The organism is Clostridium sp. MSTE9 (assembly GCF_000277625.1).
GTDB lineage: Bacteria > Bacillota > Clostridia > Oscillospirales > Acutalibacteraceae > Faecalispora > Faecalispora jeddahensis.
Map to the genome: position 1 here is coordinate 40,790 of NZ_AKFU01000002.1, position 25,411 is coordinate 66,200.

At 51.6% G+C, this 25,411-nt stretch carries 25 protein-coding genes and 2 tRNA genes; 13 read left to right on the forward strand and 14 right to left on the reverse strand.

Going from position 1 to position 25,411, the window contains the following annotated elements; all coding sequences use genetic code 11:
* The first annotated feature begins 34 nt into the window (after positions 1–34).
* Together HMPREF1141_RS00405 and HMPREF1141_RS00410 are read left to right on the forward strand one after the other, a co-directional pair.
* A complete protein-coding gene (locus HMPREF1141_RS00405) occupies positions 35–889 on the forward strand; it encodes a MetQ/NlpA family ABC transporter substrate-binding protein (protein ID WP_009059800.1) in 855 nt (284 codons plus the stop codon).
* Positions 890–1,108: 219 nt separating this feature from the next.
* Positions 1,109–1,852: a MerR family transcriptional regulator gene (locus HMPREF1141_RS00410; protein ID WP_009059808.1), complete on the forward strand. Its 744-nt coding sequence runs from the start codon at positions 1,109–1,111 to the stop codon at positions 1,850–1,852.
* 123 nt (positions 1,853–1,975) lie between these two features.
* Here HMPREF1141_RS00410 and HMPREF1141_RS00415 read toward each other — a convergent pair whose 3' ends face one another.
* From HMPREF1141_RS00415 to HMPREF1141_RS00430, 3 genes are all read right to left on the reverse strand, one after another.
* A complete protein-coding gene (locus HMPREF1141_RS00415) occupies positions 1,976–2,812 on the reverse strand; it encodes a pirin family protein (protein ID WP_009059814.1) in 837 nt (278 codons plus the stop codon).
* A 361-nt stretch (positions 2,813–3,173) separates the two neighbouring features.
* Positions 3,174–3,533: an arsenate reductase family protein gene (locus HMPREF1141_RS00425; RefSeq protein WP_009059851.1), complete on the reverse strand. Its 360-nt coding sequence runs from the start codon at positions 3,531–3,533 to the stop codon at positions 3,174–3,176.
* Positions 3,533–3,742, reverse strand: coding sequence for a YwbE family protein (locus HMPREF1141_RS00430; protein WP_009059816.1), 210 nt, complete (start codon positions 3,740–3,742; stop codon positions 3,533–3,535). The genes HMPREF1141_RS00425 and HMPREF1141_RS00430 overlap by 1 nt, the downstream gene beginning before the upstream one ends.
* Before the next feature lie 638 nt (positions 3,743–4,380).
* Here HMPREF1141_RS00430 and HMPREF1141_RS00440 point away from each other — a divergent pair.
* The 4 genes from HMPREF1141_RS00440 (at position 4,381) to HMPREF1141_RS00455 (ending at position 6,668) form a co-directional block, all read left to right on the forward strand.
* A complete protein-coding gene (locus tag HMPREF1141_RS00440; RefSeq protein WP_242824533.1) occupies positions 4,381–5,790 on the forward strand; it encodes an MATE family efflux transporter in 1,410 nt (469 codons plus the stop codon).
* 27 nt (positions 5,791–5,817) lie between these two features.
* Complete coding sequence (locus HMPREF1141_RS00445) at positions 5,818–6,336, forward strand: SprT family zinc-dependent metalloprotease (protein ID WP_009059853.1); 519 nt, start codon at positions 5,818–5,820, stop codon at positions 6,334–6,336.
* Positions 6,337–6,448: 112 nt separating this feature from the next.
* Positions 6,449–6,537 (forward strand) — tRNA-Ser (locus HMPREF1141_RS00450).
* 41 nt (positions 6,538–6,578) lie between these two features.
* A tRNA-Ser gene (locus tag HMPREF1141_RS00455) sits at positions 6,579–6,668 on the forward strand.
* A 180-nt stretch (positions 6,669–6,848) separates the two neighbouring features.
* Here the strand turns inward: HMPREF1141_RS00455 and HMPREF1141_RS00460 are convergent.
* Entirely contained in the window at positions 6,849–8,006 is a 1,158-nt protein-coding gene (locus HMPREF1141_RS00460) for a TIR domain-containing protein (RefSeq protein WP_009059767.1), read from the reverse strand.
* Positions 8,003–8,302, reverse strand: a complete 300-nt coding sequence (locus HMPREF1141_RS17430; protein WP_081487960.1) for a hypothetical protein — start codon at positions 8,300–8,302, stop codon at positions 8,003–8,005. The genes HMPREF1141_RS00460 and HMPREF1141_RS17430 overlap by 4 nt, the downstream gene beginning before the upstream one ends.
* Positions 8,303–8,603: 301 nt before the next feature.
* Here HMPREF1141_RS17430 and HMPREF1141_RS00465 point away from each other — a divergent pair, with 301 nt between their 5' ends.
* Entirely contained in the window at positions 8,604–9,425 is an 822-nt protein-coding gene (locus HMPREF1141_RS00465) for a class I SAM-dependent methyltransferase (RefSeq protein WP_009059756.1), read from the forward strand.
* 328 nt (positions 9,426–9,753) lie between these two features.
* Here the strand turns inward: HMPREF1141_RS00465 and corA are convergent, their stop codons facing one another.
* Positions 9,754–10,773, reverse strand: a complete 1,020-nt coding sequence (gene corA, locus HMPREF1141_RS00470) for a magnesium/cobalt transporter CorA (RefSeq protein ID WP_009059865.1) — start codon at positions 10,771–10,773, stop codon at positions 9,754–9,756.
* Positions 10,774–11,258: 485 nt separating this feature from the next.
* Between corA and HMPREF1141_RS00475 the strand changes: the two genes are divergently transcribed.
* Positions 11,259–11,438 carry a ferredoxin gene (locus HMPREF1141_RS00475; RefSeq protein WP_313294210.1) on the forward strand — a complete coding sequence of 60 codons (180 nt, stop codon included), beginning with the start codon at positions 11,259–11,261 and terminating at the stop codon, positions 11,436–11,438.
* A gap of 57 nt (positions 11,439–11,495) precedes the next feature.
* Here the strand turns inward: HMPREF1141_RS00475 and HMPREF1141_RS00480 are convergent, their stop codons facing one another.
* The 3 genes from HMPREF1141_RS00480 to HMPREF1141_RS00490 all read right to left on the reverse strand — a co-directional run bounded on the left by HMPREF1141_RS00480 (position 11,496) and on the right by HMPREF1141_RS00490 (position 14,344).
* Positions 11,496–11,993 (reverse strand): HD domain-containing protein, encoded by a 498-nt coding sequence (locus HMPREF1141_RS00480; RefSeq protein ID WP_009059859.1) that lies wholly within the window; start codon positions 11,991–11,993, stop codon positions 11,496–11,498.
* 234 nt (positions 11,994–12,227) lie between these two features.
* Positions 12,228–13,325, reverse strand: coding sequence for a glycosyltransferase (locus HMPREF1141_RS00485; protein ID WP_009059795.1), 1,098 nt, complete (start codon positions 13,323–13,325; stop codon positions 12,228–12,230).
* 119 nt (positions 13,326–13,444) lie between these two features.
* Entirely contained in the window at positions 13,445–14,344 is a 900-nt protein-coding gene (locus tag HMPREF1141_RS00490) for a diaminopimelate dehydrogenase (RefSeq protein WP_009059797.1), read from the reverse strand.
* A gap of 581 nt (positions 14,345–14,925) precedes the next feature.
* Between HMPREF1141_RS00490 and HMPREF1141_RS00495 the strand changes: the two genes are divergently transcribed.
* The 5 genes from HMPREF1141_RS00495 to HMPREF1141_RS00515 all read left to right on the forward strand — a co-directional run bounded on the left by HMPREF1141_RS00495 (position 14,926) and on the right by HMPREF1141_RS00515 (position 19,408).
* The gene (locus HMPREF1141_RS00495) at positions 14,926–15,180 is read left to right on the forward strand and encodes a TM1266 family iron-only hydrogenase system putative regulator (RefSeq protein ID WP_009059799.1); all 255 of its coding nucleotides are present in this window, start codon (positions 14,926–14,928) and stop codon (positions 15,178–15,180) included.
* Positions 15,181–16,383, forward strand: a complete 1,203-nt coding sequence (gene hydF, locus HMPREF1141_RS00500; protein WP_009059839.1) for a [FeFe] hydrogenase H-cluster maturation GTPase HydF — start codon at positions 15,181–15,183, stop codon at positions 16,381–16,383.
* Positions 16,384–16,393: 10 nt separating this feature from the next.
* The gene (hydE, locus tag HMPREF1141_RS00505) at positions 16,394–17,422 is read left to right on the forward strand and encodes a [FeFe] hydrogenase H-cluster radical SAM maturase HydE (RefSeq protein ID WP_347475654.1); all 1,029 of its coding nucleotides are present in this window, start codon (positions 16,394–16,396) and stop codon (positions 17,420–17,422) included.
* Positions 17,406–18,791, forward strand: coding sequence for a [FeFe] hydrogenase H-cluster radical SAM maturase HydG (gene hydG, locus HMPREF1141_RS00510; protein ID WP_009059837.1), 1,386 nt, complete (start codon positions 17,406–17,408; stop codon positions 18,789–18,791). Before hydE ends, hydG begins: the two co-directional genes overlap by 17 nt.
* A gap of 185 nt (positions 18,792–18,976) precedes the next feature.
* Complete coding sequence (locus tag HMPREF1141_RS00515) at positions 18,977–19,408, forward strand: hypothetical protein (protein WP_009059794.1); 432 nt, start codon at positions 18,977–18,979, stop codon at positions 19,406–19,408.
* A 178-nt stretch (positions 19,409–19,586) separates the two neighbouring features.
* Here HMPREF1141_RS00515 and HMPREF1141_RS00520 read toward each other — a convergent pair whose 3' ends face one another.
* From HMPREF1141_RS00520 to dnaG, 5 genes are all read right to left on the reverse strand, one after another.
* Positions 19,587–20,600, reverse strand: a complete 1,014-nt coding sequence (locus tag HMPREF1141_RS00520) for an electron transfer flavoprotein subunit alpha/FixB family protein (protein WP_009059841.1) — start codon at positions 20,598–20,600, stop codon at positions 19,587–19,589.
* Positions 20,601–20,616: 16 nt separating this feature from the next.
* On the reverse strand, positions 20,617–21,417 hold the full coding sequence (locus HMPREF1141_RS00525) for an electron transfer flavoprotein subunit beta/FixA family protein (RefSeq protein WP_009059749.1): 801 nt from the start codon (positions 21,415–21,417) through the stop codon (positions 20,617–20,619).
* A gap of 638 nt (positions 21,418–22,055) precedes the next feature.
* On the reverse strand, positions 22,056–22,526 hold the full coding sequence (locus HMPREF1141_RS00530; RefSeq protein WP_009059785.1) for an Rrf2 family transcriptional regulator: 471 nt from the start codon (positions 22,524–22,526) through the stop codon (positions 22,056–22,058).
* A 16-nt stretch (positions 22,527–22,542) separates the two neighbouring features.
* Complete coding sequence (gene rpoD, locus HMPREF1141_RS00535) at positions 22,543–23,625, reverse strand: RNA polymerase sigma factor RpoD (RefSeq protein ID WP_187119584.1); 1,083 nt, start codon at positions 23,623–23,625, stop codon at positions 22,543–22,545.
* Positions 23,626–23,643: 18 nt separating this feature from the next.
* A complete protein-coding gene (gene dnaG / locus HMPREF1141_RS00540) occupies positions 23,644–25,410 on the reverse strand; it encodes a DNA primase (protein ID WP_009059769.1) in 1,767 nt (588 codons plus the stop codon).
* Between the last annotated feature and the right edge of the window lies 1 nt (position 25,411).

The following is a 25,411-nucleotide window of genomic DNA, read 5'->3' on the forward strand; positions in this document are numbered from 1 at the left end:
ATCGGTGTGAAAATTGTATGGAGGTATATTGACAATGAAAAAAATTCTTTCTCTATTATTGGTTGCGGCCCTTTCTGTTTCTGCTCTGGCAGGCTGCTCCAACGGTTCCTCCGCCAGCAGTGCGGCGACGGCTTCGGAACCCGCTTCTTCCACAGCAGAGCTGCAGACCATTAAGATCGGTGCATCCCCCACGCCCCACGCAGACATTCTGAAGAAGGCCAACGAGCTGCTTAAGGACAAAGGCTACCAGCTCGACATTCAGGAATTCAACGACTATGTGCAGCCGAACCTTGCACTGGAAAACAAAGAGCTGGACGCAAACTACTTCCAGCATATTACCTATCTGAATGACTTCAACAAGGAAAAGGGTACCCACCTTGTTTCTGCGGGAGATATTCACTATGAGCCCTTCGGCATCTATGCCGGCAAAACCAAATCTTTGGATGCGCTGAAGGACGGCGCGACCATCTCGGTTCCAAACGACACCACGAATGAAGCCCGCGCGCTTCTGCTGCTGCAGGATCAGGGCCTCATTAAGCTTAAGGATGGCGCAGGCATCACCGCTACCAAGAACGACATCACCGAGAACAAGAAGAACCTGAAGATTCAGGAAATCGAAGCGGCTCAGACCGCCCGTTCCCTGCCCGATGTTGACCTTGCTGTCATCAACGGCAACTATGCCATCGCCGGCGGCCTGAAGGTTGCCGATGCGCTTGCCGCTGAGGCTGATACCTCTTTGGCTGCCACCGCTTATGTGAACGTGATCGCGGTACGTGACGGCGATGAGAACAACCCGGGCATCAAGGCTCTGGTAGAAGTTCTGAGAAGCGACGACATCAAAAAGTATATCGAAGACACCTACGCGGGCGCTGTTGTCCCTGCGAAATAAGCATTCCTTTCAAAAAACAGTCCGGTTTTCTCCGGACTGTTTTTTTTATATTAATTAATGTGAAAACAGCAAGCTTCCCCACTTCTACGGGGGAAAATTCAACGGCGCTTTGAACAATACATTACGCATTAATAAAAAAATTGAAAAAATGATAAAATACCTATTGACCCTGACGCGGCGTCATAGCTTATGATACTCTTTGAAAGGAGGAATTCCCATATGAACACCAACGAGGTTGCGGGTCTGACCGGCCTGAGCGTGCGCACGCTGCATCATTACGATGCAATCGGTTTGCTGTGCCCGCAGCGGAACCCCGAAAACGGGTACCGAGAGTATTCCGAAGAGAATCTGGATCGTCTGCAGCAGATCCTGTTCTTCAGGGAATGCGGTTTTCCCCTTTCTGTCATCCGCGAGCTGATGGAAAATCCCGAATTTGACCGGGAGCAGGCATTTCAGGTACAAAAAGCTTACCTGGTGCACGAGCGGCGACGGATCGACACCATGCTGGACACCCTACTCAAAACACACAAAACATGGAAAGGAGAAATCACCATGACACCGAAAGAAAAATTTGAAGGCTTCGATTTCTCGAAGAATCCTTATGAAGAAGAAGCGCGGCGCCGCTGGGGCGACGAAACGGTTCAGAAAAGCAACGACACGCTTTCCGCTCTGGGAAAAGAGGGGCAGGAGAAGGTCGCGCAGCAGATGGAAGACATCTTCTGCACGCTCGCACAGTGCCGTCAGCTTCCGCCGGATTCCCCCGAGGTGCTGGAGAAAGTCGGACAGTTCTATCATTTTCTGAATGACAATTTCGGCTATCATTATTCGCCGGAAGCTTTCGCAGGACTGGGTCAAATGTATGTGGACGACTCACGCTTTACCGAAAATATCGATAAATACGGCGAGGGTCTTTCGGCTTTTCTGGCACAGGCCATGAAGCACTATGCCGACACTTTGAACTAACGGCACCGAGTGATAACAGGGAAAGGATTTGCCCCTATCAAAACAAATCCGACCATACAAAGCGGGAGCGAGCCCTTTTCAGGGGCACGCTCCCGCTTTCTCTTTATGATGATAGAAAAGGAATCAGTCTTTGACGAAGGTGCCTTGTTCCAGCTCCAGAAAAGCCTGCTGCAGCTCCTGACGGGTATTCATCACGATCGGACCGCCCCAGGCAATCGGTTCTTTCAGCGGAGGGCCGCTGAACAGCAGAAAGCGTACGCCCTGTGCGCCCGCTGTAACCGACAGCTCTTCTCCCTCACGGAACAAAACCGCATGCTTTTCCTGAATCTCTCCATCCTGCTCTGCAAAGCTTCCTTCTCCGCGCACTACATACACAAATACCGTATCCGCAGCAGGAACGGTCAGATTCCATTCGCAGCCGGGGTTCAGCGCAACGTCCAGCATCGTCATCGGAACAAATTCGCCCTGCCCGGGGCCTGCTGTGCCCTGGTAGCTGCCGGCAATCACGCGGGTGGTGCCTGCTTCGGTTTCCACCGCAGGAACCTGTTCGGCACGAATATCATGATATTTCGGGACTGTCATTTTATCTTTGGCCGGCAGATTCAGCCAAAGCTGGACACCCAGCATACGGGGGCTTTCCTTCGGCATCTCCTGATGCAGAATACCGCCGCCCGCCGTCATCCACTGACAGCAGCCGTTATCAATACTGCCCTTATTGCCGAGGCTGTCACCGTGCTCGATCGTTCCCTCAATCAGATAAGTGACAGTTTCGATCCCCCGGTGCGGATGCCACGGAAACCCTTTCACATAATCAGCCGAATCGGTAGAATCGAATGCGTCCAGCATCAGAAATGGGTCGAAATCCTCTACATCCGGGCGGCTGATCACGCGTACCAAACGCACCCCCGCGCCGTCATATTGTGTACTTCCGGTAACTGTTTTACGAATGGTTCTTCTCATGCTGTATTCCCCTTTCCGTTATTCTTCTTCTATTAATTTTGATAATCATTCTCATGTTATTATATCATAACACACTGTTCCGAATTTTGCCAGACCTTACTTTCCACTGCCGGAAGATGACTTTTCACTTACTTTGTGGTATACTAAAACCAGAAAGGATGAGTGCTGATGGAAAAAATGATTCCGCGGGACAAAATGAGCAAATCACAGCGCAGAAAGCTGGATCTGCAAAAGCGCGCCGGCTGGGGCAGCCTGAATCCCGTAACCAGAAAAACGCCGAACGGCAAAGCATATAATCGAAAAAAGATTCAAAAGGGAGTGGATGAAGAGTTCCGCCGTTTTGAATCTTTTTCTTTTTGCTTTATTTCAGCAGAGCCTCTTCCCATTCTTTCTCGCGAAAGCCAACCAGCACGGTTTTCCCGTCTGTCAGAATCGGCCGCTTGACCAGCATTCCGTCGGTGGAAAGAAGCGCCAACTGCTTTTCCTCACTCATATCCGACAGCTTTTTGGAAAGCTCCTGCTCCCGGTAGGCTATGCCGCTGGTGTTGAAAAATTTTCGCAGCGGCAGCCCGGATGCACGATACCATTGCGTCAGCTCCTCCTGCGACGGATTCTGCTCTTTAATATTCCGTATCTCGGCGGAAATCCCATGCTCTTTCAGCCAGCGTTCGGCCTTTTGGCAGGTGGTGCATTTGGGGTAACATACAAATAAGCGCTCCATTATGATTCCTCCTGTTCTTCTATTACATACTGTACCCGGCCAACAATACCGGATTCCAGCATTACTTTAATGCCATGCGGATGATTCGGGCTTTTTGTAAGCAGGCGTGCAACCCGCCCCCGCGTCAGCCGTCCCGTTGGCTGATCCTGCTTTTGGACGACGTCTACCAATGACCCAACCGTTATATTTTTTCTTTGCTTTCCATCCATGGGTTTGATACTCCTTTTATTTTCAAAAAAGATCCTCTTCTAGATTTATTCTTCTTGGGATGTCTTAACCTGTGTCTTATGCTGGGGCGGACTTGTTTAGAACCGTAGGAGGCTTTCGTTCGCGACAGATCAGATTGTTTTCTCTGCGGATTTTTTTCGCGATGTGAATGCAGGATCAGTCTGTCTGCTGGCACATACACCCGAAGCCTTGTTTCGGTTTGTGCCGCGAGGTTATTATAACACAAATTCCATCCATCCCAAACCATTCCCCACAAATCGCCGTGATTTTTCAGGCTGGAAGAAGCATCTGTTTCTCGCAGCCTGTGAAATTCTTCGCGTGTTTCTGCAAAAGGCTTTCAGCCAATTGCAGGATATTTTCATTCAGAAATTTCGGAAAGGGAATATTGACAGAAAAACGCCCTATTTTTCTTTTTCTTTTGGGGCCGTTATCCCGTGACAAACCACCGTTTTCGTTGTATAGTAATACACATTAACAGATTTTTTATTTTTCGTTATTTCAGCACCTTGTTTCTGAAAAATCTGGTCGGCGCTTTGCATCCCAGTCTAATGGACAACGGCGCTTTCTTCGCCGGTACGGCCTCGTACCCTTGCCCAAATACAGCTTTAAAGGAATTGGTGTGATCTTGTTGCACAGCAAAACGCTTCTCATCATAAAACAGCGAACCTCTTACTTACTGGAGAAGTATCTCTCCGGAAAAAGCATCCACTACCAGCAGGTTCTTGCGCTGGCTTTGCCCATCTTTTTGGAGCAGGCCTTTATTCTGGGCATCAACTTTTTTAACACAGCCCTCATCAGCACCGCGGGCGTTGCGGCAATCAGCGCCGTGAACATGGTGGATTCGCTGAATCTGCTGATGACGACGATTCTGGTAGCGGTAGCCACCGGCGGTACGGTAGTAGTGGCGCAGTATCAGGGCAGCCGCAATCAAGAGATGGTGTCGCGCTCGACTGAACAAACGGTAGCGGCGGTTCCTCTTTTAGCACTGGGCCTGGGTCTGGTACTCATTCTGTTCCGCGACCCGATTTTGTGGCTGCTGTTCGGCAGCGCCGACGCGGACGTTTTTTCAAACTCACGTCTCTATCTTTTGGGCAGTGTTCTTTCTTACCCCGCGTTTGGCCTGTACCAGGGCTGCGTCTGCTGTCTGCGCGGTGTAGGGCGCACCCGGCCCGCTCTGGCGCTGACTTTGATCACCAATGTGTCTTATGTGCTTTTGAATCTTCTGTTTATCTCTGTATTCCACTGGGGCGTGGTCGGGATGGCCGTTGCGGTAAATATCGCACGCGGTCTGGGTGCGGCCTGTTCCCTCCTCTTCCTCACCCGCCTGGATGATACCCTCCATTTTGAGTACCGGGGCGCTTTACGTCTTAATAAGGATATTCTGAGACGAATCATGTACATCGGCCTTCCCTTCGCGGCGGAACAGGTGTTCTTTAACGGCGGCAAGCTGCTGACGCAGACCTATATTGTCGCTCTGGGCACTCTGGCAATCACGGCGAACGCCATTGTCTGGTCGATCATTATGGTGTTGCAAATTCCCAGCAACACTATCAGCCAGGTTGCGGTGACGATTATCGGCCAATGCATGGGACGGCGGCAGGTCGACGATTCCCGCAAATTCATCCGGACATTTGTGATCCTCTCGAGCATATGCTATTTGATTATGCTGCTGGTCGTACAGCCGCTGCTGCCCGGCCTGATCGGCGTTTTCAACCCGCCGGAGCAGATCATTCCCGAAATCCGGCGCATCGTGATCGTGACCGCGATCGCCATGCCCTTCGTGTGGTCACTCAGCTTTATTATTCCCGCCTCCATCCGCGCGGCGGGCGACGCCAAATTCAGCTCGGTTGTTTCTTTGTGCTGCATGTGGACCCTGCGTGTTGCCGGCGGTTGGCTGCTGGCTATTCCGTTCGGCTTGGGACTCATCGGCATTTATGTGGCGATGATCCTCGAATGGACGGTCCGGTCCGGAATCTTCCTATTCCGGGTGAAGGGCAACAAATGGTATGCGCATCACCTGATTGATTAAATGCCCCAAAACAGGAAAGGATACCTTATGAAACCGGAATATACCCTGATCCGCTCCAGCCGCAAGACCCTTTCGCTGGAGATTACGCGCGATGCCGCCGTAGTGGTGCGCGCCCCCAAGCGCTGCCCGCAGAGAGAAATCGACCTGTTTGTCACCCAGCGGGAAAGCTGGATTCAATCCGCTCTGGAACGGCAGCGCAGCCGCATAGAGCAGCACCCGGAGCCGAGCGACGAACAGCGCGAACAGCTTATTCGCCGCGCAAAGGAAATCCTGCCGGAACGGGTCGCCTATTATTCCGGCCTGATGGAGCTGCACCCAACCGGCATTACGATCACGGGGGCCGTTTCCCGCTTTGGCAGCTGCAGCCCCAAAAACCGGCTTTGCTTTTCCTGGCGACTGATGCAATACCCGATGCGCGCTGTGGATTACGTTGTGGTACACGAGCTGGCTCATATCCGCCATAAAAACCATGGCAGGGATTTTTATGCACTGGTACAATCCATTTTGCCGGATTATCGGGAGCGCTGGCAGCTGCTGAAGGAATGATGTTGTTTTGAAGGCAAAATGTTGGAAGCAATCATTTTTTTGTACGAAAAATGAGCAAAATCCATTGACATAGCATACAACTTATGGTATCATAACTCTCGCACCTTGTGTTGGAGGGGTGTCCGAGTGGTTTAAGGAGCTAGTCTTGAAAACTAGTGATCTCGCAAGGGACCAAGAGTTCGAATCTCTTCCCCTCCGCCATTCGTAAATAAAGCTGACAAGCTTATCAATAAAATAGATTCGGAGAAATACCCAAGTGGTGAAGGGGCTCCCCTGCTAAGGGAGTAGGTCGGGTAACCGGCGCAAGGGTTCAAATCCCTTTTTCTCCGCCAAGGTAAAAACCCCATGAATACTGGAGATTCCAGTATTCATGGGGTTTTTTTCATTCCTCAATAATATCAAATTTAATACTACAATAAGGTTTTTTACTTAAATATTAAAAAAATGCAACACAAAATCGCCCTCATTCGTGGCCGGGAGATAAGGACGTTATTCTTCGTAAAACACATGTCCTAAACTTCTTGCTCTAACTTAGATATACGTATCTTTTCTGCTATCAAATTGCTTATACGATAAGCTTCCTCCTCAATTTTGCGATCAACTTCAAATGTGATACCTCCATATTTACGGCTTTCATCAAACAAACTCGAAGGAGTATTAGAAAACCAAATCGCAATCACACTATTCTCTCCGAATCTGCTTTTAAAAGCCTCTGATTCAAATTTGGTCCATAACCGCTTGGGATAATTATCACTAAGTAACGGAACAATGAACTTTGCTTCACTTTGATAAATCGGTAGTAAATATTCTTCAACATTATTTGCCAGTATATTAGCCTGTTCATTCACATCATAAAAAACACTAATTTCATTTTCAGATAAATATTGAAAAATTAATTCTGCAAGATTGCGATCATTCCCAGCAAAAGACAAAGCGATATCATACTTTGTTGTATCCTCATATTTAATATATCCAATTTGCCTTGCAAATTTGGACCAATAAATATTTCTCAGAAAAAAAACAAACTTTGGATCTTCTACTGATATAGTCCTAGTTATAGAATCGTAGTGTATATATTCACTTAACTCTTCTGCATGATTAGACATTAAATCATCTAAATATCCTTTTTCCACTACCTGCCCCACGCTTGCCTTTTGTTCAGGATGCTGGACTATAGCAGTATCAAGTTGTAAAGACCAATCGTTGCTTTCTGCCAACCATTTCAAAATATGTAAATAAGGTGCTCTACCTTCTTTACGAAGTTTACTTCCAGTTGCAAATATTTTTGCAACTGAAAAGAAAATTCTCGACTGATCACTAAAAAGACTGTTCAATACAGATGCGTAAGATGATGTAGTCGTTATTTTATTTTCTTGTGTGTTCAAAATATTATCTAAAATACACACCTTTTGGCACAGCATTTGCGCTATATGAAAACTGCCATATGAATTTTTAACTATATCATCCTTATTCCCAAAACTAATATTTAAATGGGATTCTCCTTTTGCTATTAATTCTGCTATTTTTTTATTTGAATTCGCTTCAAAATGTATAGTATCGATTCTATTATTTAGATCGGGAGAGAATCTTACTAAAGAATCTCCAGCTCTATTAATTCCAATAATAATAAGCTTATCAGGGGAATCACCCTCATCCGCTAAAACTTTCATTTTGTTAGAAATGGCATTTTTGAGAGAATCGTCCAGTCGATGGGAATCATTTCAATAATCTTTACATCGTCTGATTTTCTAGCAGTTAAAAGTAGAAAGTCCTTATTAAGATTTAGTTCCTCAAGTATTTTCAAAACCGCAGTTGTTTTTCCTATTCCTGATGGCCCTTCTATCACTACACCTCTTGAAGGGGTACGAACAGCTACCATAAGTTGGTTATATTCTTCAGGAATTACATATGTGTATCTAGGAATGCCAGAGAGAGTAAACACTTCTTCTAATTTTAACATATCCATAGTTTCACTTTCCTTATAATAATTTCCACTTTTAATATGCTACCATTAATTGCGGGAATATTCAATATCATAAGCAAATATAAAAACACCCCAATTGTTATTTGGATTACGGAAAATCGTTGTTCTCTATTCGGGCCTATCTGTCTTTTCCGGCAGTGCCGCTTCCGCCCTTGATTCTACCTAACTTTTCAATCCGCATGAACATAAAGTTCATGCAGTCTTTTGTAGTCTTTCTTTCCATTTTGTGTTATACTTTTATTAGTCTATTCTAACACATAAATATACCTAAAGGAGTGAGTTTATGAGCCATCCCACGCCTCTGGATTTGCAGTCTGTACAGGGAACCATGCTGATTCCCCTATGGGGCCGCGCCAAATACAGCGCAAAATACCGGAACATTCTTCAGGACAAAGACGCCATGGAAATCATCCGGAAGCATTCGTTTGATTTTTCCGGCATTGAAAAAACCTTCGGTGATTTCAGCGGACTTTGCTATATTGTCCGCGCGCGGAAAATGGATGACGCCGTTCGCCGCTTTATGGAGAAGCATCCAAAGGGCACCATCGTCAACATAGGGGCAGGGCTGGATACCGGGTTTTCTCGTGTGGATAACGGCAGCATACATTGGTACAACCTTGATCTGCCCGATTCGATCGCGTACCGTAAAACACTGCTGCCCGACACGGAGCGAAGCACCTGCATTCCCAAATCGTTCTTTGACGAGTCGTGGTTTGATGATATCCTCTTCGATCAGGACAACGGAATTCTGTTTATTTCGGGCGGCGTCTTCTACTATTTCAAGGAAGAGCAACTGAAAGCCATCTTCTCCTCCATGGCATGCCGGTTTCCAGGGGGCGAGGTATATTTTGACGCGGAATCGAAAACCGCCGTGGAAAAGTCCAATGAAATGGTACAGAAAACCGGGAACAAAGGCGCGCAGATGTACTTCTATGTAAACGATGCCACGGCCATACAAAACTGGTCCACGGCGATTCGTGAAGTGAGCCTTGAGCCGTACTTTAAGGGACTCGCCTATACCGATGGCTTGAAAACACGCGCGCAGATGGCGGTTATGGACAAGGCGGGAATGATGAAGTTCGTTCACGTGAAATTTGCCGACTAAAGAATCGCTTACAACGACACCCGGTATAACAGCTCTGTCTTTAGTACGCGAGGCGATTCCATTCCCCGGGCCTTTTTGCAGCGGCAGGTTTCTGCTTTGCCACACGGATCCTGTGTTTCTGTTTTCAGATGCATCTCTTTCTCTCTCCAGAAAAAGCCGCATGATCAAAAAATCATGCAGCTTTTGTTTTATCTAAAACTGATGATACGCATCTCACAAAGAGAAAACTGCCGGATAAGCGAAAGAAGTTTTCTGGATTTACTTTCATACCAGCCGGCTTTTTTTCAAGCTGAAAGAACGGCATCTGCAAAGCACGACCAACTCAAATTCAAAACCATTTTTTCTTCTTGAAAAACAGGATCATCACAATGCTGACGACGACCATCACTGCCCAAACAACAGGATACCCCCACGTCTGGTTCAGTTCGGGCATATATTTAAAATTCATCCCGTACACGCCCACAATAAAAGTAAGCGGGATAAAGATGGTGGAGATGATGGTCAGCACCTTCATGATTTCGTTCATCCGGTAGCTGATGTTCGAAAAATGCAGATCGGCCAGGCCGGACAGCAGATCGCGGTAAGTTTCGGTAGAATCGATGGCCTGCACGATATGATTGTAAACATCCCGCAGATACGGTTCCGTTTCGGGATGAATCAGCTCGCTCGATTCTTTGTCCATCAGCGAGGCCACGTTGCGCAGCGGCCAGATATGCCGGTTGACCCGCAGCAGGTTTTTCTTGATCGCGCGGATTTGCAGCAGATGCTGCTTTGTGGTTCGTTCCATGATACTGTCTTCCAGATCGTCGATCTGCCCGCCGATCGCTTCGAGCACATCGAAATAACCGTCAACAATGGCATCCAGCAGCAGATAGGCCAGATGATCCGCCCCCATGGAGCGCACACGCGCATCGGCCTGAATGCGCCTGCGGATGCTCTCGAACACATCCCCTTTGGTATCCCCAAAGGTAAGGACATAATTGTGCCCAAGCAGAATATTGGTGTGCTCTACCGTCAGAGCGTCGCCGGTAAAATAAATCATTTTCGTCACGACGGAAAGAAACTCGTCGTACTCCTCTACCTTGGCGCGCTGAAATTGATTGCGCAGATTGTGAATGACCAGCGGGTGAATATGAAACACAGTCCCGATCTCATTCAATAGCTCTTCGCTGCAGGGGCCGTCCACATTGATCCACCGCACATGTTTTTCAGCAATATCTGCCAGTGAATCCAGCCGCGGCGAGGATGAAAAATCCCAAAGAAAAATATCACAGACATCTGTACTGTAATCAAAAATCTCGATCGACGGCCATTCTTCGGATTCTCCCAAGCTTTTTTCCCGCTCCATTGGAACAAATTCCTCCTGTTTTCATTCTTCTTATGTGTTCACTCTTACTTTATTCTTCCCTGTTCGTCGTACTGTAAATGGATTTACTCTTCGAACTGCGATCCCGTTTTCGAATCTTGCTCTTACCCATAAGCAATGAGCGAACTTCTATTATCGCTATTATACCACAAATTTGCAGGAAGAGATTGACATAGATCATCAATAGCAGAATCACTCGGCCGATGGTTCAACACTCTCAGGCGCCTAAAGCTTTGGATCGCACCGTAAGGTTATTATGATATATTTTAGCTTCACGCACTCTTCTTTTATGTTTTAGAGAAAGCCTTTATCGTATGATTTTTCCATAGAAAGAGAAAATATTTGCAGAGTATCTGGTAAATTTAACAACTTGGCAGTAAAATAAAGGAAGCCTGGTATTTATTGAGGCTGAAAAGGAAAGAATTTCAAGTGATATCACAAAAGAAAGGATGTACTTTATGAAGGCAATGCTTGACAGATCGGGTTGTATTTCCTGCGGACTCTGTGCAGAAACCTGTCCAGAAGTATTTCGCATGGCAGACGACGGCGTAGCAGAGGTTTATCAGGAGGATGTTCCGGAGAGCGCAGAGGCAACAGCCGTTGAAGCACAGGAAGGGTGTCCTGTTTCCGTTATCACAGTAGATTAAGTTTTCTGAAAAAGCTGTGGCGGCCATATGGCCGCCACAGCGCTTTATGGAAACACGTTATTCATCCTTCAAAAACATTGTTTTCAGCAAATGCTTCCCGGTTTCTGTGCGGAACAGGGTCGACAGAACGTTGCGGATCGCCTGCTCGCTCAGCGCATCCTCATAGGCGTTTACCAGAAAATCCGCCTCCACCAGAATCTGGTGATCCATCTGCTGAATATTGCCGTAAGTATGATGATGGCCTACCAGCCAGCATACACGGTCTACGAACGGCTCCGGATAACCGAGCGATCTTAAAAGCACCTCGGCCTCCGGCGGGCCCTCAAGCTCCTGATACTTTCCTGAGCTGCTGTGATATTTTTCTTCGCTGTTTTTGATCCCAATATCATGCACCAGAGCCGCAACCTCAAGAATTTCCTGCGTATCGGGGTCAATGTGTTCCATTTCTCCAATGAGCTTGGCAAAATGATACACCTTAATGAAATGCTGAATCCGTTTCGGATCACCGGCGTAATAGTCGATCATTTTGACCGTAACCTGCTGCGTACCGCTCATGCCTGAATCACTCCTTTTCACTGCCCTACCATTCTGTTATGCTTACAGATCATTCTTGAAAAAATCTCTGATGCTGCCCGGAAACAACATGGACGGCATCTGTTTTATGGGAAAAGCGGGCCCGCCCGTTTGGCAGTCCGCGCGGAACAGTGATTTCATTTCTTTCTTTATATCACACCTGAGGCATTCCCGCAACCAGGCTACGCAATCATTTTAAAAAGATTTTCAGGTAGTCTAATCGGCCTGCTCCTGTACCCTTTGGCGGATCAGTTCCAGATTGGACTTCAGGCGTTCATCCGCAGGCCGCATTTTGCAGGCCTTTTCCGCGTGGTCCTCCGCCTTCCCATACAGGCCCAGATAATAGGCGGAAACCGCCCCCAGATCGTACAGCTCCGCTCCCCAGCATTCCGGCTCCATCAGGTAGCTGCCGCTCTTTTGCGTGATCGAAAGCGCCGACCGCACCATAGTGTACACCAGCGGCCAGTTTTTTTCCTCATAGGCCAGTCTGGCGAAATCCAGATACGGCTCGCGCACCGTCGGGCATTCCTCAATCGCGCGGAACAGCCATGTCACGGCCGCCTTGCCATCCTGCAATTTTTCATAGCTCTGCGCGATAAACCGCATGGCGGCGCTTCTCTCTTCGCCCCATCTTGCCGCCGGAAGCTTTAGATACTGTTTCAGCGTTTCAATCGCAGAATCGTATTTCTGGTAATACAGATACTCTCGGCCAAGCCAGAACGTGGCCCTGTCGTCAGACGGGTCTTCCTTTACTGAAAGCTCCAGCAAGGGCAGATACTGGCTTCTGGGCTTTGAAACATCCGGGTAATGATGAAGAACGAGTTCCTCGATCCATATCTCGTTTTCTCCGCCTTCCCCGGTGTATTCCAAAATCTCATGTACAGGGCGAATCCAGTGGAAATCATGCCGCCGGTGAATCTTTTCTCTCTGGTATTTTTGATCGGGCATACCGTCGGAACGATGATTCCAGATATACGGGTATTTTGCGCGGGTATACTCCGGGCTCCAGGCGGATTCCAGAACCGCTGCCCACCCGGGCTCATGGATCTCATCCAGATCGATCGACACACAAATGTCTACGTCGTCAGGGACATGGCTGAGCGCGCGGTTTCGCGCCTCATCAAACCGCCAGGGAATAATTTTCTCTTCATAGACCGTCGCGCCGCGCTCTCGAAGCTTTTCGACCGTACGGTCTATGGAGCCGGTATCGACCACAATCACCAGATCGGCTTCGCTGACGGAATCCATCCAGCGGTCGACAAACTTTTCCTCGTTTTTACTGATCGCGTATACACAAATCTTATATTGGCCCAATCGCATTCTCCCCCTTATTCAAGATCATCTCCTTCTGATAGTATATGACCCTGCTTTGGGGAGAGTGCCGAACCGGGCTGGTCCTAAAACAGCCGCCCGGCGATTGAGTTCCGGACTTTTTAGACCAATGCGGCAATCGCACTTTCGCGGCTGCCGGGCAGCAGATCAACCACCGGAATCTCGATCATAGTATAAGCGCCGGGCTGCTGGCGCATTGCGGCTCTGGCGCACGCAACCATAATCTGCGATGTCAGAGCAGGGTTGTTGATCTCCATACGAAACTCAAACCGCTGGTTGTCCGTTTCGCCGGATATGCCCTTTCTCTCCATCCGTACACCATGCCCTTTATCGATGACGGCACTGATATCGGGCACCTGAATCACATGTATTTCATCATGGGCGAAATAATCGTCGCTCCGGATCGCGGTGGTGACCTGCGCAAGATCAGCATCGTCCTCCAGCTGCACATAAACCATTCGTCTGTGTACGCCCGTGCCCAGCGGAATCGTCATGGAAAGCGCGCCCTTTACGCCTTTGACCGCCTTGGCCGCAACCGTGTGGCCCATGCTCATGCCGGGGCCGAAATTCGTGTAGGTGATGCCTTTGGGCGCGCAGGCCTGCATCAGCGCACGCACCACGGAATCACTGCCCGGGTCCCACCCGGCGGAAAGAACCGCCACCCGGCCGCTTTCTTTCGCTTTTTGGCCCAAAACCGCCCGCAGTTCGGGAATAGAAGTATGAATATCAAAGCTGTCTACCGTATGAATGCCCATCGCAAGAAATGTTTGCGCATATTCCTGCACACTGCGCGTCGGTACGCACAGCAGCGCAATATCCACCGGCCCCAGCTCGCTTACATCCTGTACCACTTTGATGCCGGCCAGTTCCTTTGGCACCGGCCCCCCGGCGTTTCTTCTGACGACCCCGGACAGCTCCATATCCGGCGCGGCAAGAACCGCCTCCAGCGCATACTTGCCGATGTTTCCGTATCCTACAATTGCAATCCTTGTCTTATTCATAAAGCACCTCCTTTTAGACTTATTGTAGAGAATTTTTCCGTATTTTGCAAGTACTGTTTACCGATGCTGCAAAAGCAGAAGGAACTGACAAAATCCGCGGAACAGTTTGGAAGCCGAGACAAAAATCCAGCGTGGTTTTTGTCTGTCAATTAGTTGACAATCTGGCCAATTCCTTTTATACTCTAATTAAATTGCAGATAAAATCCGCAATTTAATAACTGCCGTGAAGCGGCCGGCGGTATGTGCCGCTACGAGAGCCTTATCATACGAACCCCGCGAACATTTCATATTTTTGCGCACCGCTGTCCACAGTGTTAAAAAAGCGTTTCTCGCTTCTTTCATTGAAGATTTGTATGATAACGAGACCTAACCCGCCATTTCTGCCAAGTATTTTCTTCGCAGATCTGCCGGACCGAATCCCACAAAAAACGAATCTGACGGAAAAGCACTGCTGATCTGAAAGAAACGGATCGATAGTCCTCTTTTACAAGCGGGCCGTCTGTTTTGCTGCGTTTTGATCAGACCCCAAAGCCTTTCCGAATTCTCGGAAGGGCTTTTATTTATTTCAGGAGGAATGCGTTATGAACCGAGTCGCTGTGATCAGCGCCATTTTAGAGCAGCCGAATTTATGTCAGCAGGAATTCAATCAGGTGATCTCTTCCTTTCAGGGCATCGTCAAGGGCCGCATGGGAATCCCCATGCCGGAGGAGAACATGGCCGTGATTTCTCTGGTAGTGGTCAGCAGTACCGACGAGATCAACAGCCTGACCGGGCGCCTCGGCAGGCTGGAGCACGTGACCGTCAAGACTTCGATTTCGAAAAAGGAGGTTTCCTGAATGGAGCAAAATCAGGCCCCGCGTTCCGTGAGCACGCACATTGCGCTGTTCGGCAGGCGAAACGCCGGAAAGTCCAGCCTGATCAACGCGCTGACCGGCCAGAACATCGCCATTGTTTCCGACCAGCGCGGCACGACGACCGACCCGGTGTACAAAAGCATTGAGCTGTTCCCGCTGGGGCCATGTGTGCTGATCGACACCGCCGGACTCGACGACACCGGCGAGCTGGGCGCGCTGCGGCGTGAAAAATCGTTGGAGGTTTTGGGCAGAACCGACATCGCCGTGTATGTAGCGGACGCCGAAAGCGGCCTTGCCGCCGAAGAAGAGGATTTTCTGCAGCAGCTTCGGCAGCGCGGCCTACCGGTGATTCTGGTATGGAACAAAAGCGATCTGGAGTGTCTTCCCGCGCCGGAGGGCGCAATTGCGGTTTCTGCTCAAACCGGACAGGGAATGCAGCAGCTGATTGCGGTGTTATCGAACGCAAAGCCGCAGCAAAAAGCACCGGGCCTGCTGGACGGCCTTGTTTCGCCCGGTGAGCTGGTGCTGCTGGTGACTCCCATCGATTCCTCCGCACCCAAGGGGCGGCTGATTTTGCCCCAGCAGCAGGTGCTGCGCGCCCTTTTGGAGCTGCCTGCCCCCGCTCTGGTGGTGCAGCCGGAGGAAATCCCCGCGGCGCTTGCCGCGCTCGCGGCTCCGCCCGCACTGGTGATCACCGATTCGCAGGCCTTTGCGCGCGTGGCGGAGCTTTTGCCGCCGGACATGCCGCTGACCTCGTTCTCCATTCTGTTTGCCCGCGCCAAGGGCGATCTTTCAGAGCTGGCGGCGGGCGCCCGGGCGATCGCCGCGCTGAAAGACGGCGACCGGGTTCTGATTGCCGAAGCCTGCACGCACCACCGGCAGGAGGACGACATCGGCAAGGTGAAAATCCCGCGCTGGCTGCGGCAGAAAACCGGAAAAGAACTGCACTTTGAGTTTTCTTCCGGACTTGGCTACACCAAGCAGCTGCCGGAATACGCGCTCGTCGTTCACTGCGGCGCGTGCATGATCAACCGCGCCGAAATGCTCAGCCGCATCCAGCAGGCGCGGGAGGCCGAAGTGCCGATCGTAAACTACGGCGTGCTGATCGCCTATGTGACCGGTATTCTCGACCGCGTGCTTCAGCCGATCCCTGAAACCCACAAAAAGGAGGGAAGCTATGCGTGACCTTGCCCGTATGACCCGCGCGGAGCTTGCGGAATTCATCCGCGACGGCGGAGGCGCCGACTATGCAGAGCTGATGCGGGAAGCCGACCGGCTTCGCCGCCTTTCTTACGACAACGAGGTTTACACCCGCGGCCTGATTGAGTTCACCAACTTCTGCAAAAACGACTGCCTGTACTGCGGCATTCGCCGCAGCAACCCGTACGCGGAGCGCTACCGCCTGACCCAGCGCCAGATACTGGAGTGCTGCTCGCTGGGCTGGGAGCTTGGCTACCGCACCTTTGTGCTGCAGGGCGGCGAAGACCCATACTTTACCGACGAGCGGATCGAACGCATTGTGTATTCCATTCGCAGTACGCACCCGGACTGCGCCGTGACCCTTTCAATCGGCGAGCGCAGCCGAGAATCGTACCAGCGTTTTTACAATGCGGGCGCACAGCGCTATCTGCTGCGCCACGAAACCGCAAACGACGAGCATTACCGCAAGCTGCACCCTGCTGCTATGTCACCCGAGAACCGCAAGCGATGTCTTTGGGATTTGCGCGACATCGGCTACCAGGTAGGGGCGGGATTCATGGTGGGCTCCCCGTTCCAGACGCCGGAATACCTTGCGGACGACCTGCTGTTTTTGCAGGAGCTGCAGCCCCACATGGTGGGGATCGGGCCGTTTATTCCGCAGAAGGACACGCCGTTCGGCGCTTTCCCCTCCGGCACGGTGGAGCAAACGCTCTTGCTGCTCGCGATGCTGCGGGTGCTGCTGCCCACGGCGCTGCTGCCCGCCACCACGGCAGTTGGCACGCTTGACCCGCTCGGACGGGAAAAGGCGTTGAAGGCCGGGGCAAACGTGGTGATGCCCAACCTTTCCCCCACCGACGTTCGAAAAAAGTATTTGCTGTACGACAATAAAATCTGTACCGGCGACGAAGCGGCGGAGTGCCGCTTCTGCATCCAGGGCCGCGTGGAGCGGGCCGGATTCCGCCTGACGGTGAGCCGGGGCGACCATAAAGAATGGAGGATGCAGCATGATGCAATTGGATCATGACTTAATCTATCAATTACTGGAGCAGGCAAAAAACAGTACATCCGAACAGCGTGAAGTCGCCGTTCGGCGTGCGGAAAACGGAGAAACGCTGGATTATCTGGATATCGCGCTGCTGCTGGAAATCACCGAACCGGAGCTTTTGGCGCGCATTTACCGTGTCGCCGGGGACATCAAGAAGAAAATCTACGGCAACCGGGTGGTACTGTTCGCGCCGCTGTATGTTTCGAATCACTGTGTGAACAACTGCGTTTACTGCGGCTTTCAGCGCTGCAATGAGATGCCGCGCCGCCGCCTGACCCGCGAGGAAATTCAGCAGGAGGTTCGGGTGCTGGAACGCATGGGCCACAAGCGCCTTGCTCTTGAGGCCGGAGAGGACCCCGTCAACTGTGATATTCAGTACATTCTGGACGCGCTCGACGCCATCTACGACACGAAGCTCGACAACGGCAGCATCCGCCGCGTCAACGTCAATATTGCCGCCACCACGGTGGAAGAATACCGCATGCTCCACGAAAAGGGCATCGGCACCTACATTCTGTTCCAGGAGACTTACCACAAACCTACTTATGAAGCTATGCATCCTCACTGTCGAAAGAGCAATTACGACTATCACCTGACCGCGTTTGACCGCGCGATGGAAGCCGGGATCGAGGATGTGGGCGCAGGCGTGCTGTTCGGCCTGTACGACCCGAAGTTCGAGGTACTCGGCCTGATGATGCACAACGCACACCTGGAAGAGCGCTTTGGAGTGGGCTTCCACACGATCTCTATGCCGCGTCTCAAGCAGGCCGAGGGCATGAGTCTGAAGGATTTCCCGCATCTGGTGGATGACGAAACCTTTAAGCATCTGGTGGCTATCCTGCGAATCGCCGTGCCCTACACCGGCATCATCATGTCTACACGCGAATCGGCCCAGATGCGCGACGAGGTGCTGCGTTACGGGGTATCACAGATCAGCGCCGGTTCCAACACGGAAATCGGCGGCTACAAGCAGGAGGAGGATTCCCCGCATGAGACGGTATCCGGGCAGTTCCAGCTTTCGGATGAGCGCCGCCCGCTCGAGGTGATCAAGACCCTGATCGAAAACGGATACATCCCGAGCTACTGTACCGCCTGCTACCGGCAGGGCCGCACCGGCGACCGCTTTATGCAGCTGGCGAAAAGCGGAACCATCCAGAACACCTGTACCCCCAACGCGCTGATGACGCTGCTGGAGTACATGCTCGATTACGGCGACCCCGAGCTGACCGAAATGGGAGGGCATCTGCTGGAGAACGAGCTGAACAAAATCGAAAATCCGAATGTGCAGAGAATCGTCCGCCGGAACATTGAGCGCATGCGCGCTGGGGAACGCGATCTGTTCCTGTAAAATCCTTTCGTCCAATCAAACAGAAAAAGGCGGTACCTGCAATGCCCGCAGGATACCGCCTTTTTCTATGAACCCGTATCGACAGACTCTTTGACCGATGGTATCGACCCCCGCCGCTTTCGGTTGAATTTCCCGTTTGGGTCTGCTACAATGTCAGGAAAAGAAACAGGAATAGAGGTGATCTCATGAATCGGGTCATTCGCAGGAATCAGATCGATCTGCCCTACAGCTTGCACGATGGGAAAGTGATTGGCTTTCAGGTGACAAACGACACCCTTCAAATGCAGCTGCAGAGCGGATTCATAGAAACCATCGAGCCCTTTGAACAAGCAGCCGGCTGTATCGAGTTTGAGAAAATAGATTGGGATTTCAGCTATGTGTATCTGCTGGAATATGAAGATGTTCCGTGCGGTAACTGCGGCAGCTTTACGGGTGAAAAAATGGATTTGCACGAATTCATCGGTCAGTATCGCAATGCCGGGTTTGACATCATGGATGAAACCTATGGCTACAATATGTCAAAATTCAGCGGATACCTTTCAGCGGAAGGGTCTGTCAAAGAATGCATCATCGAGATATACCATTTGGGTGATATGAGTTACGTTGTGGAGGAATAGTTTCTGATTCTGCGAACTCCTCACAATCAGCAACCACAGCCCTGCATCTTTTTATCCTATCTTAAGAAGCAATAATACCGATTGTATATTCTCAAAAATATATCCCATAAGTAATTCAAAAGTCAGCTTGATTTTAGTTCTTCTTTTAAAAAAGGGAGCGAGAAGGGGACCCTGTCGCTTACGAAAACCCCTTTCTCTTTTTAACGGACTCGGTCAATGCCGGCAGCACCTGAAACAGGTCGCCCACCACGCCATAATCGGCTACTCCAAAAATGGGGGCGTCGGGATCCTTATTGATGGCGACCACCACGTCGGAGCTGTTCATGCCCACCAGATGCTGAATCGCACCTGAAATACCGGCCGCAATGTAAAGCTTTGGGCCTACGGTCTTTCCGCTTTGCCCTACCTGATGAGAACGTGAAATCCAACCGGAATCCACCGCCGCGCGGGATGCGCCGACCGTCGCGCCAAGCGCGTCCGCCAGTTCCCGAATCGTACGGAAGCCCTCGGGGCCGCCTACGCCGCGCCCGCCGGAAACAATGATCTCTGCTCCCTCCAAATCGACCAGCTCTTTGCTCAGTTCGCTGATCACATCCAGAACCTTGGTGCGCAGACGTTCTTCCGGAATGTGAATGTCTTCTTTGATCACCTCTGCAGAGCGGCTGTCGTCAGGCTCCTCCTTCTTAAAAACACCGGGGCGCACCGTGCCGATCTGCGGGCGGTGGTCGGGGCACAAAATGGTAGCCATCAGGTTTCCGCCAAAGGCCGGGCGGGTCCACGCTACATTGCCGCTTTGCTCATCGATGTCCAATGCAGTGCAGTCCGCCGTAAGACCCGTTTTCAGGCGGCAGGACAAACGGGGGGCCATGTCGCGCCCGTTGCCGGTCGCTCCGATCAGCAGAGTGGTAGGACCATATTTTTCCACCAGCGCATGCAGTGCGTCGGTATAGGCGTCGGTCGTGTACCGGGCAAATTCGGGGCCGTCCACCACAATGATTTGATCCGCCCCGTGCGCCTGCACAGTCCTGACCGCCTCATCCACCTGAGAGCCGATCACAACGGCTACCAGCTTTCCCTGTTGCCCGTCCGCCAGTCGGCGGCCCGGATTCAGCAGCTCCAGACCAACATTTTTCGCTCTGCCGTCCCGGCCGGTCTCGATCAATACCCACAAATCCTTTGTCTTTGCTTGCATTATGTTTCCCTCCCTCTTATATCACACAGGTTTCGCAGAGCGACTCAAACAGCCTTTTGCCTGAATCTGTCCCGCTTTCTTCCTGAATTCTGACCCCACCGGACTTCTGCGGCGCCGTATAGGTTTTTTTCACTTTTGTCGGCGAACCCTTAAGCCCTGCGCGGCTGAGGTCGATCGTCAGGTCCGCGGAGGTAAGAGTGGGAATCTCGACCTTATTCGCGGCCAGTTTGGTTCGGATGGTGGGGTACCGCGGCTCATAGGGAAGCTTCGTCACCGTAATCACACACGGCATTTTTACGCCCAGCAATTCAAAATCATCTTCCGACTCGCGCTTGACTTTTGCAGTGTCGCCTTCCACAGAAAGCCCAACCGCACAGGTCACCTGCGGGTAATCCAGGTGCTCCGCAATCTCTGGGCCCACCTGGGCCGTATCGCCGTCGATTGCCTGCTTGCCGCAGAAAATCAAATCGAATTTGCCCTCCAGCTCCTCTACCCGAACGATGGCGCGCGAAAGAATATAGCTGGTTGCCAGCGTATCGGAACCGCCGAACGCGCGGTCGCTGACCAGATACGCTTTGTCTGCCCCCACCGCTAAACATTGTTTGAGCGCCGTCTTGGCCTGCTCCGGCCCCATAGACAGCACTACGATCCTGCTGCCCGGCACTGCGTCCTTCAGCCGGGCTGCCATTTCCATTGCATAAGAGTCGAACGGATTGACGATACTGGGTACGCCCGAGCGGATCAGCGTATTTGTTTTAGGATCGATACGAATTTCCGCTGTATCGGGTACTTGCTTGACACATACTAACAGATTCATTTTCGCTCTCCTTTTCCCATATGACTCCCCATTTGCGCCGGGGTCCAAGGCTCCGCTGCCGGGGCGCCGTGTTTGTCTGCGGAGCACCGCAAATAACAGGCTGGAAGATCGCCAGCCGCATCTATTGGTGCTACCAATATTTATATTAACTATAATAAAAACATCTGTCAATAATCGTTGCTTTATTGTCAAAGTTATATAAATAAATAACAATATTTCATTTGAGTAATTTTCTTATCGCAATTTAGAAGCATAAACCGATCATGCAGCTGATGCTTTTCGTGCACTGGTATAACCAACAGTCGCCCCCGGCCATTGCAGCGTCTGATACGGCCTGATGTTTCAAGAGAATTCCATTTGCTTTATGGGCTGTTTGATTTTATCTTTCCTTCTGTTTTCGCCGGTTCTGCTTTTCAATACAGATTACAACACACAGTGAACAGGGTATTAAAAAGCTTTTGTGAGCGTTTTCTTTCAGATTTCTACCAGCCAAACACTCTTTTCCGATTCGCCGGCATAGCCGGTGGGTGTTCTACAGAAAAAGGGAAAGGAACTGTATCCAACAGTTCCTTTCCCTTTTCTATATGGCAGCGCCGGTAAAACGAAGCCATGATATTTTTTATTTTTCCCCGTCTGCATCAGGGCAATTGCTTATCCACTCCGGGGCAGCCCTCCGCTTTCCCTTTCTCTTGCTCCTTTACGGAACGGCAGGCCGCTCCGCACGGCTCTACCTGAGAAAAGGTGTAGGAATCCAGCTGCCTGCGCACCGATTCCGAAATTTCGGCATAGATGCGGTGATACCGGCAAGCCTGATGCGTACAGGCATATTCATCCTGCTGACACCGGCTGATCATGTACGGGCCTTCCACCGATTCAATGACCTCGCGCAGGGTGATCCGGCTGCCGGGGCGGGCCAGCGTATAACCGCCGTGCGCCCCTTTATAGGACTGCACGATCCCGTCGGAAACCAGCTTGCGCAGAATCTTCAGCGCAAATCGCGGCGGAACACAGGTCCCCTCAGAAATGCTACGCGCATCTGCCTTTTGATTGGACGCCGCCAGAAAATCGACGATTCTGACCGCATAGTCCGTTTCTAATGTCATGTGCATGACGAGGCTCCTTCCATTAATCCAGGAAGTCCTTCAGCTTTTTGCTGCGGCTGGGATGACGGAGCTTGCGCAGCGCCTTTGCCTCAATCTGGCGAATGCGCTCACGGGTAACGTTAAACTCCTTACCCACTTCCTCCAGTGTGCGGGAACGGCCGTCTTCCAGGCCAAAACGCAGGCGAAGCACTTTTTCTTCCCTAGGGGTGAGGGTGTCGAGCACCTCGCCGAGCTGCTCACGCAGAAGCGTGTGGGAAGCGGCATCCGCCGGGGCGGGCGCTTCATCGTCGGGGATGAAGTCGCCGAGGTGGCTGTCTTCCTCCTCACCGATCGGGGTTTCGAGCGAAACCGGCTCCTGCGCGACCCGCATGATCTCGCGAACCTTATCGACCGGCATGTCCAGCTCCAGAGATACTTCGTCGGCTGTCGGCTCGTGGCCGTTCGTGTGCAGAAGCTGGCTCGATACCTTCTTCACTTTATTGATCGTTTCCACCATATGCACGGGGATGCGGATGGTTCTTGCCTGGTCGGCAATCGCACGGGTGATGGCCTGGCGAATCCACCACGTTGCATAGGTAGAAAATTTAAAACCCTTGGTGTAATCGAATTTTTCGACCGCCTTAATCAGGCCGAGGTTTCCCTCCTGAATCAGGTCGAGGAACTGCATTCCGCGGCCAAGGTACCGCTTGGCGATGCTGACGACCAGACGGAGGTTCGCTTCGGAAAGGCGCTTCTTTGCGGCTTCGTCTCCGTTTGAAATGCGGATGGCCAGATCGATTTCCTCTTCGGGGGTGAGCAGCGGAACGCGGCCAATCTCTTTGAGGTATACCTTAACGGGGTCGTCGATGGCAATTCCTTCGGTGGCCAGAGCAGCCTCCACATCCTCGCCTTCGCCGCTGGGAATATCGAGTCCTTCGAGCGGGATATTGGCAAAATCCTCTATGATCTCAACGCCCTGGCTTTCGAGTGTATCGTAAAACTTTTCAATCTGCTCCGGCTCAAAATCCAGCTCGCCGAGAGCGTCCAGAATTTCTTTCGTCGAAAGCTGTCCTTTGCTTTTTCCCAGTTCGATCAGATCTCTGATGACTGTCTTCTTATCAGGCATTTCCATTGGTAGTTCCCCCTATTTTTTCTGCTCCCTTAGTCTTTGCAGATAGTCCCGAATGTCCTGCGGCGCCGCGGCAGCTGCGTCCTGCGGCTCCAGCTTTGCATTTTCCTGTAAAATCACATTCCGGTACTCCTTTGCGTCCTGAGCAGTCACATTAACCTGATGGTAATCTGCCAGCATTTTCGCAACAGAAGAAATCTCTTCCACGGAGAATTCTCCCGCAAGGTCTGTAAGGCCGCATGCCTTGCCATCCTTAATCTTCCCCAGAATGACCGTATATAATCGACGATTGAATGCGGTAACGAAATTTTCAGGCGGCAGAGCCGCTTCCAGCGTCTTTGCCGCGTCCGGATGCTGCATCAGGTAAACGATCAGCGCTTCCTCCGCATTGGCCGCACGCAAATGCCGGCTTTTTTCCGGATTCACGGTATCGCGGATTCCTGCCGTCTGCTGCTGAAACGCCCGGAACTCTTTCCGCTGCTGATCCTTTCGCCGCTTTTTCATGTTTTTATCCACCTGCATCAGAATCGAGGACCGCTCGATCCCGATTTCCTCCGCCAGGCGGCCTGCGTAAATTTCCTGCTCCATGCGGTTGTCGAGCGTAGCAAGAAGCTCTGCCGCACCAGTGAGGTACGCCACTTTTCCGTCAGACGTTTGCAGGTTGAGACCGGCCCGCAGCTTTTGCAGGCGGTATTCCACGTCGTTGCCGCTGCTTTCCATCAGCTGGCGGAATCGCGCCGGTCCCTGCTCGCCGTAGGAGCGCATGAATTCGTCCGGGTCTTTCCCTGCGCTCAGACTGAGCACCCGCACCGTAAGCCCCGCGTCCCGCAAAAGCGGAATCGCGCGGGAGCTGGCCTTCTGCCCGGCTTCGTCCGAATCGTAGCACAGAAAAACCTCGCCTGTGTAGCGCGCCAAAAGCCGCGCCTGCTCTGTTGTAAGCGCCGTGCCGAGCGTGGCGATGGCATTCTGAAATCCCGCCTGATGCAGCGCGATCACATCCATGTAGCCCTCGGCCAGAATCAGGCCGTCCTTCGCGTTGTTTTTCGCGAAGTTCATCGCGAACAGCCCCGTACTTTTATGGAAAACGAGCGTATCGGACGTGTTGAGATATTTCGGCTTGTTGTCCCCCAGTGTCCGCCCGCCGAACGCGATCACATTCCCGCGCAGGTCGATGATCGGGTACATCACGCGGGCGAAGAAACGATCCATCACCCGGCCGGTAGAAGCCCGGACCGCGACATTGGCCTGCAGCAGCTCTTCGGGCGTATAGCCCTTGCCGCTGAGAAAATTGACGAGCGTAAAGCGCGAATCGGGCGCGTAACCCAGCCCGAAATGGCGAATCGTCTGCGGGGTCAAACTGCGGCCCAATAGGTACTCCCGCCCCGGCGTGCCCTGCTCGCTCATCAGCTGAGTGTGGTAAAACCGCGCGGTTTCGCGGTTGATTTCGAGAATGCGCCCCTTGGCTCTGGCAAGGCCCTGATCCGCGTCGCTTTCCGGCACGGAAATCCCGGCCCGCTGTGCCAGATGCCGGATGGCCTCCATATAATCCAGATTTTCAATCCGGCGGATAAACGTGATCACATCGCCGCCCGCGCCGCACCCGAAGCAGTAAAATGAACCGTTTTCGGGGTACACATGAAACGACGGCGTCTTTTCACTGTGAAACGGACAGAGCCCGGAAAAGGTTCTGCCGCTGTGCCGCAGATTGATATAGGATGAAACCACGTCGGCAATATCACTTCGGCTTTTCAGCTCCTGTAAAAAATCATCCGGCAGCGCCAAC

Coding starts and splice junctions, on each gene's coding strand:
- HMPREF1141_RS00425 (WP_009059851.1), bottom strand. CDS start 3,533: ATGGAGCGCTTATTTGTATGTTACCCCAAATGCACCACCTGCCAAAAG.
- HMPREF1141_RS00490 (WP_009059797.1), bottom strand. CDS start 14,344: ATGAATAAGACAAGGATTGCAATTGTAGGATACGGAAACATCGGCAAG.
- HMPREF1141_RS00520 (WP_009059841.1), bottom strand. CDS start 20,600: ATGCAAGCAAAGACAAAGGATTTGTGGGTATTGATCGAGACCGGCCGG.
- HMPREF1141_RS00430 (WP_009059816.1), bottom strand. CDS start 3,742: ATGGATGGAAAGCAAAGAAAAAATATAACGGTTGGGTCATTGGTAGAC.
- HMPREF1141_RS00530 (WP_009059785.1), bottom strand. CDS start 22,526: ATGCACATGACATTAGAAACGGACTATGCGGTCAGAATCGTCGATTTT.
- HMPREF1141_RS00475 (WP_313294210.1), top strand. CDS start 11,259: ATGCTTGACAGATCGGGTTGTATTTCCTGCGGACTCTGTGCAGAAACC.
- HMPREF1141_RS00405 (WP_009059800.1), top strand. CDS start 35: ATGAAAAAAATTCTTTCTCTATTATTGGTTGCGGCCCTTTCTGTTTCT.
- HMPREF1141_RS00525 (WP_009059749.1), bottom strand. CDS start 21,417: ATGAATCTGTTAGTATGTGTCAAGCAAGTACCCGATACAGCGGAAATT.
- rpoD (WP_187119584.1), bottom strand. CDS start 23,625: ATGCCTGATAAGAAGACAGTCATCAGAGATCTGATCGAACTGGGAAAA.
- HMPREF1141_RS00495 (WP_009059799.1), top strand. CDS start 14,926: ATGAACCGAGTCGCTGTGATCAGCGCCATTTTAGAGCAGCCGAATTTA.
- HMPREF1141_RS00465 (WP_009059756.1), top strand. CDS start 8,604: ATGAGCCATCCCACGCCTCTGGATTTGCAGTCTGTACAGGGAACCATG.
- HMPREF1141_RS00410 (WP_009059808.1), top strand. CDS start 1,109: ATGAACACCAACGAGGTTGCGGGTCTGACCGGCCTGAGCGTGCGCACG.
- HMPREF1141_RS00515 (WP_009059794.1), top strand. CDS start 18,977: ATGAATCGGGTCATTCGCAGGAATCAGATCGATCTGCCCTACAGCTTG.
- HMPREF1141_RS17430 (WP_081487960.1), bottom strand. CDS start 8,302: ATGGATATGTTAAAATTAGAAGAAGTGTTTACTCTCTCTGGCATTCCT.
- HMPREF1141_RS00480 (WP_009059859.1), bottom strand. CDS start 11,993: ATGAGCGGTACGCAGCAGGTTACGGTCAAAATGATCGACTATTACGCC.
- HMPREF1141_RS00415 (WP_009059814.1), bottom strand. CDS start 2,812: ATGAGAAGAACCATTCGTAAAACAGTTACCGGAAGTACACAATATGAC.
- HMPREF1141_RS00460 (WP_009059767.1), bottom strand. CDS start 8,006: ATGAAAGTTTTAGCGGATGAGGGTGATTCCCCTGATAAGCTTATTATT.
- HMPREF1141_RS00445 (WP_009059853.1), top strand. CDS start 5,818: ATGAAACCGGAATATACCCTGATCCGCTCCAGCCGCAAGACCCTTTCG.
- corA (WP_009059865.1), bottom strand. CDS start 10,773: ATGGAGCGGGAAAAAAGCTTGGGAGAATCCGAAGAATGGCCGTCGATC.
- hydF (WP_009059839.1), top strand. CDS start 15,181: ATGGAGCAAAATCAGGCCCCGCGTTCCGTGAGCACGCACATTGCGCTG.
- hydG (WP_009059837.1), top strand. CDS start 17,406: ATGCAATTGGATCATGACTTAATCTATCAATTACTGGAGCAGGCAAAA.
- hydE (WP_347475654.1), top strand. CDS start 16,394: ATGACCCGCGCGGAGCTTGCGGAATTCATCCGCGACGGCGGAGGCGCC.